The sequence below is a fragment of the Pseudomonas macauensis genome (genome assembly GCF_047902425.1).
Classification (GTDB): domain Bacteria; phylum Pseudomonadota; class Gammaproteobacteria; order Pseudomonadales; family Pseudomonadaceae; genus Pseudomonas.
This window is the reverse complement of record NZ_CP138377.1, coordinates 899,114-911,085: the sequence shown is the minus strand read 5'-3', so window position 1 is coordinate 911,085 and position 11,972 is coordinate 899,114. Positions and strand designations below refer to the sequence as shown.

12 protein-coding genes are annotated in these 11,972 nt (G+C 66.2%); 7 read left to right on the top strand and 5 right to left on the bottom strand.

Annotated elements, in window-relative coordinates; all coding sequences use genetic code 11:
- The first annotated feature begins 213 nt into the window (after positions 1 to 213).
- From SD196_RS04315 to SD196_RS04305, 3 genes are all read left to right on the top strand, one after another.
- Positions 214 to 1,509 carry an NCS2 family permease gene (locus SD196_RS04315; RefSeq protein ID WP_275610212.1) on the top strand — a complete coding sequence of 432 codons (1,296 nt, stop codon included), beginning with the start codon at positions 214 to 216 and terminating at the stop codon, positions 1,507 to 1,509.
- Positions 1,510 to 1,633: 124 nt separating this feature from the next.
- Positions 1,634 to 2,719: a tRNA (uridine(54)-C5)-methyltransferase TrmA gene (gene trmA / locus SD196_RS04310; protein WP_416311092.1), complete on the top strand. Its 1,086-nt coding sequence runs from the start codon at positions 1,634 to 1,636 to the stop codon at positions 2,717 to 2,719.
- Positions 2,720 to 2,816: 97 nt separating this feature from the next.
- Positions 2,817 to 3,311: a DUF4136 domain-containing protein gene (locus SD196_RS04305; protein ID WP_416311091.1), complete on the top strand. Its 495-nt coding sequence runs from the start codon at positions 2,817 to 2,819 to the stop codon at positions 3,309 to 3,311.
- A 15-nt stretch (positions 3,312 to 3,326) separates the two neighbouring features.
- On the opposite strand, the gene SD196_RS04300 is transcribed toward SD196_RS04305, so the two are convergent.
- Together SD196_RS04300 and SD196_RS04295 are read right to left on the bottom strand one after the other, a co-directional pair.
- A complete protein-coding gene (locus SD196_RS04300; RefSeq protein WP_152220377.1) occupies positions 3,327 to 3,629 on the bottom strand; it encodes a DUF1883 domain-containing protein in 303 nt (100 codons plus the stop codon).
- Positions 3,630 to 3,751: 122 nt separating this feature from the next.
- Positions 3,752 to 4,225 (bottom strand): DUF4345 family protein, encoded by a 474-nt coding sequence (locus SD196_RS04295; RefSeq protein ID WP_275610209.1) that lies wholly within the window; start codon positions 4,223 to 4,225, stop codon positions 3,752 to 3,754.
- 200 nt (positions 4,226 to 4,425) lie between these two features.
- Here SD196_RS04295 and SD196_RS04290 point away from each other — a divergent pair, with 200 nt between their 5' ends.
- Positions 4,426 to 4,860, top strand: a complete 435-nt coding sequence (locus SD196_RS04290) for a DUF411 domain-containing protein (protein ID WP_275610208.1) — start codon at positions 4,426 to 4,428, stop codon at positions 4,858 to 4,860.
- A 63-nt stretch (positions 4,861 to 4,923) separates the two neighbouring features.
- Here SD196_RS04290 and alaC read toward each other — a convergent pair whose 3' ends face one another.
- Positions 4,924 to 6,141 (bottom strand): alanine transaminase, encoded by a 1,218-nt coding sequence (gene alaC / locus SD196_RS04285; protein WP_275610207.1) that lies wholly within the window; start codon positions 6,139 to 6,141, stop codon positions 4,924 to 4,926.
- A gap of 173 nt (positions 6,142 to 6,314) precedes the next feature.
- Between alaC and SD196_RS04280 the strand changes: the two genes are divergently transcribed.
- Positions 6,315 to 7,175: a PhzF family phenazine biosynthesis protein gene (locus tag SD196_RS04280; protein WP_275610206.1), complete on the top strand. Its 861-nt coding sequence runs from the start codon at positions 6,315 to 6,317 to the stop codon at positions 7,173 to 7,175.
- Between the two features lie 66 nt (positions 7,176 to 7,241).
- Positions 7,242 to 8,150, top strand: coding sequence for a neutral zinc metallopeptidase (locus SD196_RS04275; RefSeq protein WP_275610205.1), 909 nt, complete (start codon positions 7,242 to 7,244; stop codon positions 8,148 to 8,150).
- 182 nt (positions 8,151 to 8,332) lie between these two features.
- Here the strand turns inward: SD196_RS04275 and SD196_RS04270 are convergent, their stop codons facing one another.
- A complete protein-coding gene (locus SD196_RS04270; protein ID WP_275610204.1) occupies positions 8,333 to 8,773 on the bottom strand; it encodes a response regulator in 441 nt (146 codons plus the stop codon).
- Positions 8,774 to 8,912: 139 nt separating this feature from the next.
- The gene (locus tag SD196_RS04265) at positions 8,913 to 10,808 is read right to left on the bottom strand and encodes a propionyl-CoA synthetase (protein ID WP_416311715.1); all 1,896 of its coding nucleotides are present in this window, start codon (positions 10,806 to 10,808) and stop codon (positions 8,913 to 8,915) included.
- A gap of 234 nt (positions 10,809 to 11,042) precedes the next feature.
- Between SD196_RS04265 and SD196_RS04260 the strand changes: the two genes are divergently transcribed.
- A complete protein-coding gene (locus SD196_RS04260) occupies positions 11,043 to 11,924 on the top strand; it encodes an AraC family transcriptional regulator (protein WP_370600709.1) in 882 nt (293 codons plus the stop codon).
- Positions 11,925 to 11,972: the final 48 nt, after the last annotated feature.

The window sequence follows — 11,972 nt, the reverse complement described above, 5'->3', positions numbered from 1 at the left end:
GCACAAGTTGCACTCCCTTGGTCGGCACCCGCGACTATGCTGGATGACGAACGGATGCTGGCGGTCCGGTCAGAAATTCTCCGGCGCAGGACGAGCTGGTATCATGCGCGCCTTTTGCCGGTCACAAGAAAAGGCGCAGGGCCCATCTGGGCATGCACTTTGCTTTTCCCGGCCAGAACGATAACGGCGCGAGAGCGTCACGGGGAGCCAAACATGCTGGAAAAGCTGTTCCAACTCAAGGCGCACAACACCAATGTGCGCACCGAGATCCTGGCGGGTATCACCACCTTCCTGACCATGGCCTACATCCTTTTCGTCAACCCGAGCATCCTCGGCGAGACGGGCATGGACAAGGGCGCGATCTTCGTCGCTACCTGCCTTGCCGCCGCCATCGGTTCGGCAGTGATGGGCCTGATCGCCAACTACCCGATCGCCCTGGCTCCCGGCATGGGCCTGAACGCCTTCTTCACCTACACCGTGGTCCTGCACATGGGTCACACCTGGCAGGTGGCGCTCGGTGCGGTGTTCCTCTCCGCGTGCATGTTCTTCATCATTTCGATCTTCCGCATCCGCGAATGGATCATCAACAGCATCCCACTGGCGCTGCGCTCGGCCATTGCCGCGGGCATCGGCCTGTTCCTCGCGCTGATCGCGCTGAAGGAATCGGGCATCGTCGTCGCCAACGCTGCCACTCTGGTGGGCATGGGTGACCTGGCCAAGCCCGAGCCGCTGCTAGCGATCCTCGGCTTCATTCTGATCGTCGCCCTGGAAGCCCGCCGCGTGACCGGTGCGGTGATGATCGGCATCCTGGTGGTGACCTTCATCGCCATCGCCCTGGGCGTTTCCAAGTTCGGCGGCGTGGTGTCGATGCCGCCGTCTCTGGCGCCGACCTTCCTGCAGCTGGACATCAAGGGCGCCCTGGACATCGGCCTGACCAGCGTGATCTTCGCCTTCCTCTTCGTCGACCTGTTCGACAACTCCGGCACCCTGATCGGCGTGGCCAAGCGCGCCGGCCTTATGGGCAAGGACGGGCACATGCCGAAGATGGGCCGCGCCCTGATCGCCGACAGCACCGCCGCCATGTTCGGCTCGCTGCTGGGCACCTCCACCACCACCAGCTACATCGAGTCGGCGGCGGGCGTTTCCGCCGGCGGCCGCACCGGTCTGACCGCCATTGTGGTCGCCGTGCTGTTCCTGCTGGCACTGTTCTTCGCCCCGCTGGCGGGCAACGTCCCGGCCTTCGCCACCGCGCCGGCGCTGTTCTTCGTCGCCGTGCTGATGGCCTCGGGCCTGGCCGAGATCGACTGGGACGACTTGACCGTCGCCGCCCCGGTGGTGGTGACCGCGCTGGCCATGCCGCTGACCTTCTCCATCGCCAACGGCATCGCCTTCGGCTTCATCACCTGGACGGCCTGCAAGATCCTGTCCGGCCGCTTCCGCGAGCTGAACCCGGCGCTGGTCATCCTGTCCGTGCTCTTCGTGATCAAGCTGGGCTGGTTCAACGCCTGATTTTTCTTTCGCGGCATGGGTATCGCTGCGCCCCACCCATCCTACAAGCGGCACTGATGTAGGATGGCGTGGAGCGAAGCGATACCCATCAAATGCCGCCGCCTCCACACGAGTTACCCGCCCCATGAGCAGTCCGCGTTTCGATCCCTCCCAATACGACAGCCAACTGGCCGACAAGGCCGCCCGCCTGCGCGAGCTGCTGGCGCCCTTCGCCGCGCCGGAGCCGGAGGTGTTCGATTCGCCCCGCGAGCATTACCGCCTGCGCGCCGAGTTCCGCCTGTGGCGCGAGGGCGAGGCACGCCATTACGCGATGTTCGAGCAGGGCGACAAGCACACGCCGATCCTGATCGAGCAGTTCCCCATCGCCAGCCAGCGCATCAACGAACTGATGCCGCGCCTGAAAGCCGCCTGGGCCGAGCCGACGCTGGGCCACAAGCTGTTCCAGGTGGAGTTCCTCACCACCCTGGCGGGCGACGCGCTGATCACCCTCTGCTACCACCGCCCGGTGGACGCTGCCTGGCAGGCCGCCGCCGAGAAGCTGGCTGCGGAGCTGGGCGTCAGCATCGTCGGCCGTTCGCGTGGCAAGCGCCTGGTCGTCGGCCGTGATTACGTGAATGAAGAACTGACCGTCGCCGGCCGCAGCTTCCGTTACCGCCAGCCGGAGGGCGCGTTCACCCAGCCCAACGGCGAGGTCTGCCAGAAGATGCTCAACTGGGCGTACGAAGCCCTGGGCCAGCGCGACGACGACCTGCTGGAGCTGTACTGCGGCAACGGCAACTTCACCCTGCCGCTGGCCACCCGTGTGCGCAAGGTGCTGGCCACCGAGATCAGCAAGACCTCGGTGAACGCCGCCCTGGCGAACCTGGCCGACAACGCCGTGGACAACGTGACCCTGGTGCGCCTGTCCGCCGAGGAGCTGACCCAGGCGCTCAACGACGTGCGCCCGTTCCGCCGCCTGGCCGACGTGGACCTGAAGTCCTATGACTTCGGCAGCGTATTCGTCGACCCGCCGCGCGCCGGCATGGACCCGGACACCTGCGAGCTGACCCGCCGCTTCGACAGCATCCTGTACATCTCCTGCAACCCGGAGACCCTGGCGCAGAACATCGCCCAGCTGCACGACACCCACCGGGTCAGCCGCTGCGCCCTGTTCGACCAGTTCCCCTACACCCATCACATGGAAGCCGGCGTGCTGCTGACCCGCCGCTGAGCACTCTTCGCCCAACAGCGGGCCGCCCAACCAAGGGTTGGGCGGCACCCTCCGCGCCAGGGGCTAGGCTAGGGGGACAATAATCAGAGTACCGTCCATGTCCCGCCTGATCCTGCCCCTGCTCTTCCTCCTGCTGGCCGGCTGCGCCAGCGACCCCGCCACCGTCAGCGTCTCGCCGAGCGCCGACGGTCACCAGAGCACCTTCTTCATCCAGGCCGTGCGCGCGCCGGGCCACCGCGACGACCTCGAAGACCGCTTCGACCTCGGCGTCCGCCGGGCGCTGGAGGCCAAGGGTTATCGCTACCAGGAAAGCGCGGGGGACATGCGGGTGATCTACATGCTCGGGCTGGATACTCAGACCGGGGTGGTCCAGCGGCCAGTGGCAACCCAGGCGGGCGTGATCACCCAGACGCAGATCGCCGACTCCGAACAGGCCCGGCTGGCCCTGCGGATTCTCGACGAAGCCTCAGGTGAGGTGCTGCTCCAGGCCCAGGTGGCGCGCCAGCTGCACGATCCGTCCCTGCCCCAGCAGGCGTTCGACGACGCCATCGCCCGGCTGCTGCAGGAATTCCCCGCGCACGCCGGACGCTGAGAGAGACTCTGGATATCAGCTGTAGTTGGACGGTGACTTGCGGACGAACTTGATGCTGTACTTGAAGTCGGCCTTGCGCGTGACGCTGATGGCGCGGCGGGTCACGGTGTCGATGGTGACGTTCCAGTAGCCGGTGCTGGGCACCTTGATCTTCGCGGGGAAACGGTCGAACGCGCCGCCGTGGTAGGCGTGGCGGCCGCCGTTCTTGAAGCTGCGGAAGTTGGCGTCGGTCATCAGGCGGATGTTGCAGGTCATGGAGCACTCGATGACCACCAGATCGCCTTCGTTCAGGTGTTCACGTTGATGTACGAACTTCATCTTTGGCCCCGCACCGGTTCTTCCGCAAAATCAATACGATAGCACGACACGCGGGGTAACCCGGCATTCCGGGTGCGTTGAGCCGCGCCGCTCATCCGGAGACAACCGTTGCCTCCCGCGGCTCACAGGCCTTCGAAGTCCGCGCGATGCTCGTCCGGCTCGTCATGGTCATCAGGCTTCCTGGTCGAGGGCGGGGTCGAGCGGTTGCGCGACTGCCGCTCCAGCCAATACAGCGCGAAGATCGCCAGTGCGGAAATCACCCCGCGATAGATGACGCCGGCCAGTTGCGCATCCACCGCCATCCCGCCTTCGGTCCAGGCGATCAGCAGGCGCGACAGGGTCAGGGTGAGCTGCACCAGGATCACCAGGATCAGCGCCGGGCGCACCAGCAGGCGGCGGCGCAGGGCGAATACCAGGAACAGGGCGAGGGCGAACTGGTGCCCACCATAGAACACCCGGGCATCGCTCACGGAGGAAGGTTCCATCAGCAGCATGCCGCTGAGGTTGGCCATTTCGTAGGGGCGTATCCAATACAGCAGCCCCAGGCCACCCCACACCAGAGCCTGGACCAACAGGACGAGACGGGCGAAGAGCATGCTCTTTCTCCTTGGCCGAACAGCCATTTCCAACACGTCCACACCTGCGACCCAGTGCCGCGGACGCATCACCGATCAGCTAGAGACCCCGGAAGACGCGGCAAGTTCGGGCCTCCGTCATATATAGATACAGCTGATGGATGGGGCGGTCCAGCCACCGGGAGTATCCTCGAGCGCTTCCGGTCCTCGAGGTTTCCACCATGCGTACCCTGCTTCTGCTCACCGCCCTTGTCGCCGGCGCCGCCCAGGCCGCCGAGCCGCTGACCATCGACGTTCACCGCGATGCCAACTGCAGCTGCTGCAAGGACTGGATCAAGCACCTGGAAAGCAACGGTTTCACCGTCAACGACCATGTCGAGGCGGACATGAGTGCAGTGAAGACCAGACTCGGCGTGCCTTACAGCATGGGCTCGTGCCATACCGGGGTGATCGACGGCAAGTTCGTCGAGGGCCATGTGCCGGCAGCCGACGTACTCAAGCTACGCGAGCGCGCGGACCTGGCCGGCGCCGCCGTACCCGGCATGCCGGTGGGCTCGCCGGGCATGGAAATGGGCGACCGCCACGACGCCTACCAGGTGGTTGGCCTGACCAGGACCGGTAAGCGTGAAGTGCTGGCGGACTACCCCGCGCACTGACTCGGCTCGCTGCTACCGGGAAATGCTGCAAATGAAAGGGGCGGCCAGTTGGCCGCCCCTTTTTTATTCCGCCTTCGCCGGCAACAGGCCGTCGGCGCGGAACATCGCCTTGATCCCCCGCACCGCCTGGCGCAGGCGGTCGCGGTTCTCGATCAGGGCGAAGCGCACATGGTCATCGCCGTAGTCGCCAAAGCCGATGCCCGGCGACACCGAGACCTTGGCGTCCTTGAGCAGCTTCTTGGCGAACTCCAGCGAGCCCAGGTGTGCATACGGCTCGGGGATCTTCGCCCAGATGTACATCGATGCCTTGGGGTTCTGCACCATCCAGCCGGCTTCGTGCAGGCCTTTCACCAGCACGTCGCGACGCTTCTGGTATTGGTCGGCGATGTCACGCACGCACTGCTGGTCACCCTCCAGCGCGGCGATGGCCGCCACCTGCAGCGGGGTGAAGGTGCCGTAGTCGTGGTAGCTCTTGATCCGCGCCAGGGCCGAGACCAGCTCCGGGTTGCCGACCATGAAGCCGATCCGCCAGCCGGCCATGTTGTAGCTCTTGGACAGGGTGAAGAACTCCACCGCGATGTCCTTGGCGCCGGGCACCTGCATGATCGACGGGGCCTTCCAGCCGTCGAAGGTAATGTCCGCATAGGCCAGGTCGTGCACCACCAGCACGTCGTAGCGCTTGGCGAGATCGACCACGCGCTCGAAGAAGTCCAGCTCCACGCACTGCGCGGTGGGGTTGGACGGGAAGCCGAGGATCATCATCTTCGGCTTGGGAATCGATTCGCGGATCGCCCGCTCCAGCTCGTTGAAGAAGTCGATCCCCGGCACCAGCGGCACCGAGCGCACCTGGGCACCGGCGATCACCGCGCCGTAGATGTGGATCGGGTAGCTGGGGTTGGGCACGAGGATGGTATCGCCGTGGTCCAGGGTGGCGAGCATCAGGTGCGCCAGGCCTTCCTTGGAGCCGATGGTGACGATGGCCTCGGACTCGGGGTCGATCTGCACGTCGTAGCGATCGCGGTACCAGTGCGAGATGGCGCGGCGCAGGCGCGGAATGCCACGGGAGGTGGAATAGCCGTGGGTGTCCTCGCGCTGGGCGACCTGGCAGAGCTTCTCGACGATGTGCGGCGGCGTGGCCCCGTCCGGGTTGCCCATGGACAGGTCGATGATGTCCTCGCCACGGCGGCGGGCAGCCATCTTCAGTTCGGCGGTGATGTTGAAAACGTAGGGGGGCAGGCGATCAATGCGCGCAAAGCGACGAGCTGAACGGGGTTCAGTCATGGTGTCCTCTGATGAACGTAGGCGCCCGGAACCGTCCGAGCGACGCCGGCCACTGCGGTGGCCTGGAAAGCGCGGCGCTGTGACCTGCGCTTTCTTGTCGGCGAACATATAGCTCGCTAGGCTGGCTGTCGAGTTTTTCTTATCGGCCGCTCAAATGCGGCCCCTGGAGTCCCATGTCCCCCCTTCAGTACTGGCAGCTCGACGTCTTCGCGCAACAGCCGCTGAGCGGCAACGGCCTGGCGGTGTTTCCCGACGCGCGCGGCCTGCCAGACTCGACGCTTCTGGCGCTGACGCAGGAGCTGCGTCAGTTCGAGTCCATCTTCCTGTTCCCCTCCGCCTCGCTGGATACCTATTCGGCGCGCATCTTCACCGTCGACGAGGAGCTGCCCTTCGCCGGCCACCCGGTGCTGGGTGCCGCAGCGCTGCTGCACCACCTGCACCAGCGCGGCGAGGAAGAACTCTGGACCCTGCAACTGCCCGCCAAGGACGTGAAGGTCGCCACCCGCAAGCGTGGTGCCGGCTTCCACGCCGAGATGAACCAGGGTGCGGCGGATTTCGGCGATGTGCTGGATGACGAGACGCGAAGAGGGTTTGCCGAGGCCTTCTCGCTGTCCGCCGCCGACCTCGCCGACTACCCCGCCGCCGTGGTCAGCACCGGCCTGCCCTACGTGCTGCTGCCCGTGAAAGGCGAAGCGCTGGGACGGGTACGCCAGCGCGCGGACCTGAGCGCCGAGCTGGCGAAGCTCCACGCCGCCTTTGTCTTCGTGCTGGATGTGGATAACCGCGAGGGCCGTACCTGGGATGGCGCCGGCATCATCGAGGACGTCGCCACCGGCAGCGCCGCGGGCCCCGTCGCCGCCTACCTGGTGGAGCTGGGCAAGGCCCGCCATGGCGAGCCGTTCCACCTCTCCCAGGGCCGCTTCGTCGGCCGCCCGAGCCGCCTCGACGTACTGGTCGGGCACGACGACGAGGTCCGCGTTGGCGGCGATGTACAACTGCTCGCCCGCGCCGAACTGCTGCACCGCCTGGCCTGACGATCGGGCTGGCGGCGCACGCCCCTCGCGACAACACTGAATCAACTTCCTCAAGGAGACGCCGCCATGCTCTGGCGCAAAGGACGACGTAGCGACAACGTGGTGGACGCACGGGATGGCTCTGATGGCGGGGCAGGCGGCATGGGCGGTGGCGGCGGCCCGCGCATCGGCGGACGCGGCCTCAGCCTGGGCGGCGTGGCCATCGTCGTGGTGGTCGGCCTGCTGATGGGCCAGGACCCCATGCAGATCCTCGGCTCGCTGCTCGGGCAGATGGATGTCTCGCAACAGGCGCCGAGCCGCCCGGTGCAGGGCAAGCCGGCCAACCCGAACGACCCGCAGGTGGAATTCGTCCGTTCCATCCTCGGCGACACCGAGGACACCTGGGGCGAAATCTTCGCCCGCAGCAACGCACAGTACGAACAACCCAAGCTGATCCTGTTCAACGGCGGGGTGAACTCCGCGTGCGGTTTCGCCTCCTCGGCGGTCGGGCCCTTCTATTGCCCGGGCGATCATCGCGTCTACCTCGACCTCGGCTTCTTCCGCGAGATGGAGCAGAAGTTCTCCGCCGCCGGCGACTTCGCCCAGGCCTACGTGATCGCCCACGAGGTCGGCCACCACGTGCAGAACCTGCTGGGCATTTCCGCCAAGATCCAGGCAGCCCGCCAGCGCGGCGCGCGCATGGAGGGCGCCGACGGCCTGTCGGTGCGCCAGGAACTGCAGGCCGACTGCTTCGCCGGGGTCTGGGCCAACCACGCCCAGCAGCGCCTGAACTGGCTGGAGCCAGGCGACGTGGAAGAAGCGCTGAATGCCGCCAACGCCATCGGTGACGACCACCTGCAGCGCCAGGCGCGCGGTACCGTGATGCCCGACTCCTTCACCCACGGCTCGTCGGCGCAGCGCGTGCGCTGGTTCAAGCTGGGCTTCCAGAGCGGCTCGCCGAGCAAGTGCGATACGTTCAAGGCGCAGGCGCTGTAATCCCCCGTTCGCGGTTGTACGCCCTACACGCTCGCCGCCATCCGTAGGGGCAACTGTCTATCTCCGGACAATCTGTGCCTGCGCTTTCCCCCTCACCCCGGCCCTCTCCCTCAGGGAGAGGGGGCAGACCGTGCAGACTGACACCGCGTTTTCATCCTGCACCGAGCGGACAGAGTCCGCTCCTACAAACAACGATTGAGCGTGCTCAGGAAGTACGCCGGGTCCACCGGCTTGAGCATGAAATCCATCACGTTCAGCCGCATCGCCTCGATCACATCGCGGGTATCGGCCTGGCCCGACAGCACGATGATCGGCAGGAAGGTGCCGATGGCGTTGAGTTCGCGGATCAACTCCAGCCCCGCCCCCTTGCGCTCCATCTGCAGGTCGGTGATCAGCAGGTCGATGTCCGACTCGTCCCGGCGGATGCGGCGCAACGCGCTGGCGGCGCTGTGTGCAACCAGGCAATGGATGTTGGCGGTCTCGATCAGCTCGCGCATCTCAGCCAGTACCGCGGGGTCATCATCGACCAGCAGTACCACGGGCTTGCGCGGGGTCGACGCGGTGACTTCCCGCAGCGCCGCCCGTTCTTCCTCGTCGAGAATGTCCTGGGTGACCGTGACCATAGCCGCACTACCACTCGTAGAGGCTCATCGAACAGTATAGAAGCACCTAGCCACCACCCACCCTGACCAGGGACGGCGGATAAAAAAGGGCCGCCCGAAGGCGGCCCTGGAAAGACGCCGGCAAGGCCGGCGCGTGGGATCAGCTCGCCTTGGCCAGCCCAGCCGCGCCCAGGCGCTCGGCGATCTCGCCGAGAATGCTGGGATCGTCGATGGTGGAAGGCGGCGCGTATTCCTCGCCATCGGCGATCTTGCGCAACACCGCGCGGAGTATCTTGCCGGAGCGGGTCTTGGGCAGGCGCTTGACCACCACCGCGCGCTGGAAACAGGCCAGTGCACCGATGCGTTCGCGCACCAGCGCCACCAGCTCGCGCTGCAACACGTCCTCGGCAATCCTGGCGTCGTCCTTGAGCACCACCAGGCCCAGCGGCACATGGCCCTTGAGATTGTCCGCCACGGCCAGCACCGCACACTCGGCCACCGCATCATGCAGCGCCAGCAGCTCCTCCATCTCGCCAGTGGAGAGGCGGTGGCCGGAGACGTTAATTACATCATCGGTCCGGCCCATGATGTAGACGAAGCCCTCCTCGTCCACATAGCCGCCATCGCCGGTGTGGTAATAGCCGGGATAGGTCTTCAGGTAGGCCTGCAGGTAGCGCGGATGATCATTCCACAGGGTCTGCGCGCAGCCGGGCGGCAACGGCAGCGCGATGACGATGGAACCCTGCTCGTTCGGGCCCAGCACGTGGCCTTCGTCGTCCACCACCTGCACGTGGTAGCCGGGCACCGCACGGTTGGTGGAGCCGGCGCGCAGGTCGTGGCCGTCCAGGCCGGTACAAGGCGCGGTCACCGGCCAGCCGGTCTCGGTCTGCCACCAGTGGTCGTGCACCGGCTTGCCGGTGAGTTCCTCCAGCCAGTGCTGGGTGCTGCTGTCGAGCTTCTCGCCGGCGAGGAACAGGTGGCGCAGCGAGCTCAGGTCGTAGTGCTTGAGCAGATCGCCGTGGGGGTCTTCCTTGCGGATCGCGCGGATCGCCGTGGGCGCGCAGAACAGGCTGTTGACCTTGTGCTCCTCGATCACCCGCCAGTAGCTGCCGGCATCCGGTGTGCGCACCGGCTTGCCCTCGTAGAACACCGTGGTGCAGCCGTTCATCAACGGGCCATAGACGATCAGCGAGTGGCCAACCACCCAGCCGACATCCGAAACACCCCACCAGACATCACCCGGCTGCAGGCCGAAGATGGTCGGCAGCGCATAGTGCAGCGCCACCGCATGGCCGCCGTTGTCACGCACGATGCCCTTGGGTTTCCCAGTGGTGCCGGAGGTGTACATGATGTACAGCGGGTCGCCGCTGGCCAGTTCCACCGGCTCCGCCGGCTGGGCGCGGGCCAGGGTTTCGCGCCAGTCGAGATCGCGCCCGGCGAACAGTTCTGCCATCGCCTGCGGGCGCTGTAGCACCAGCACATGGGCGGGCTGGTGCAGCGCCAGCTCCAGGGCCTTGTCCACCAGCGGCTTGTATTCGATGACCCGGTCGAACTCCAGCCCACAGGAGGCGGTGAGGACCAGCTTGGGCTTGGCGTCGTCGATGCGCAGCGCCAGTTCGTAGGGCGCGAAGCCGCCGAATACCACCGAGTGCACCGCGCCGATGCGCGCGCAGGCGAGCATCGCCATCGCGGCCTGCGGCACCATCGGCATGTAGATGATCACCCCATCGCCCCGCTCCACCCCCAGCGCGCGCAGGGCGCCGGCCAGGCGGGCGACTTCGTCGCGCAGCTCGAGGTAGGTGAAACGTTGCTGGGTATGGGTGACGGGAGAGTCGTAGATCAGCGCGGTCTGCTCGCCGCGACCGAGTTCGATCTGGCGGTCGAGCGCGAGGTAGCTGGAGTTCAGGCGGCCATCGGCGAACCAGCGGTGGCTGCCGTCGGGCAGGGACTGCAGGGTGTCCTGCGGGGCGCGGTACCAGGCCACGCGGCGGGCCTGCTCGGCCCAGAAGGAGGACGGCTCCGCAATGGAGCGGTCGTAGCACTGCCGGTAGTTCATCATCTGAGCCTCTTATTTGTTGTTATCGAGGTCGAACAACGAGTATGGCCGGGGTTTACCACCCCACCATCAACCTTTGGTCGTACGCCGACCGCTCTCAGACGACAGCCGGCTTTTATTGCGCAAGGGACGGCAGAACACTTCGCGCAAAGGCAAAGCTATCACCGGCACACAGCGCCGGAGATCGACTAAATTGTGCTCTTGCTGGATTAAATTGCTGAGCGGACTACTCATATGTCGAGAACCTCGGACTGGCCCCTTCCCGCCGACAGCCTGCGTCTGGTGCTACCGCCGACACTGCTGCAGAAGCTCTCCACCCACCCGCTCAGCCGCGACCTTTATCCCAGTTCCCTGGGCCACTACCGGCGTGCCCGCGACCACCAGATGAGCCGCGAACAGCATGACGATCACCTGCTGATCTATTGCAGCGAGGGACAGGGCGAGCTCGTTGCCCAGGAACGGACCCAGGCGGTGGGCTGTGGCGACCTGATCTGGCTGCCACCGGGCATGGCCCACGCCTACCATGCCGATCCCGCCAATCCCTGGACGATCCACTGGGTGCACCTGCGCGGCGACGGCGCCGACTGGCTGCGCCATGCCGCCGGCTACGAAGATTCGCCGGTCCGCCACTGGGGCCTGCAGCACATCCTGGTCAGCGGCTTCGCCCAATTGCTGGAGGCGCGCCTGAGCGGCTACCGCTTCCAGCCGTTCCTGCTCGCCGCCAGCCGACTGCGCGCCCTGCTCTGCCAACTGCCGCTGCTGCGCCCGGTTCGCGATGCCGGGCTCGACCTGGACGGCCTGCACGCCTACATGCGCGACAACCTGCACCAACGTCTGGAACTGCCGCAGCTGGCGGCCTTCTGCAACCTCTCCAAGTTCCACTTCGTCAACCGCTACCGGGCGCTCACCGGGCGCACGCCGATCCAGCACTTCCTGCACCTGAAAATCGAATACGCCTGCCAACTGCTGGACAGCAGCGCCTGCGGCATCGCACAGGTCAGCCAGGCCGTGGGGTATGACGACAGCTATTACTTTTCAAGACTTTTCAGCAAGGTGATGGGGCTCTCGCCCAGCGCCTACCGCAGGCGCCTGAGCCAGGGCCGCGGCGGCGCATGAAAGGCGGACCGGCCGGCCGTCGGCGACCCCGTGTCGCATCCTTTACCG

Excerpts from the sequence above, each read along its gene's own strand:
- SD196_RS04280 (WP_275610206.1), top strand. The coding sequence starts at position 6,315 with ATGTCCCCCCTTCAGTACTGGCAGCTCGACGTCTTCGCGCAACAGCCG.
- trmA (WP_416311092.1), top strand. The coding sequence starts at position 1,634 with ATGAGCAGTCCGCGTTTCGATCCCTCCCAATACGACAGCCAACTGGCC.
- SD196_RS04265 (WP_416311715.1), bottom strand. The coding sequence starts at position 10,808 with ATGAACTACCGGCAGTGCTACGACCGCTCCATTGCGGAGCCGTCCTCC.
- SD196_RS04315 (WP_275610212.1), top strand. The coding sequence starts at position 214 with ATGCTGGAAAAGCTGTTCCAACTCAAGGCGCACAACACCAATGTGCGC.
- SD196_RS04275 (WP_275610205.1), top strand. The coding sequence starts at position 7,242 with ATGCTCTGGCGCAAAGGACGACGTAGCGACAACGTGGTGGACGCACGG.
- SD196_RS04290 (WP_275610208.1), top strand. The coding sequence starts at position 4,426 with ATGCGTACCCTGCTTCTGCTCACCGCCCTTGTCGCCGGCGCCGCCCAG.
- SD196_RS04260 (WP_370600709.1), top strand. The coding sequence starts at position 11,043 with ATGTCGAGAACCTCGGACTGGCCCCTTCCCGCCGACAGCCTGCGTCTG.
- SD196_RS04270 (WP_275610204.1), bottom strand. The coding sequence starts at position 8,773 with ATGGTCACGGTCACCCAGGACATTCTCGACGAGGAAGAACGGGCGGCG.
- SD196_RS04305 (WP_416311091.1), top strand. The coding sequence starts at position 2,817 with ATGTCCCGCCTGATCCTGCCCCTGCTCTTCCTCCTGCTGGCCGGCTGC.
- alaC (WP_275610207.1), bottom strand. The coding sequence starts at position 6,141 with ATGACTGAACCCCGTTCAGCTCGTCGCTTTGCGCGCATTGATCGCCTG.
- SD196_RS04300 (WP_152220377.1), bottom strand. The coding sequence starts at position 3,629 with ATGAAGTTCGTACATCAACGTGAACACCTGAACGAAGGCGATCTGGTG.
- SD196_RS04295 (WP_275610209.1), bottom strand. The coding sequence starts at position 4,225 with ATGCTCTTCGCCCGTCTCGTCCTGTTGGTCCAGGCTCTGGTGTGGGGT.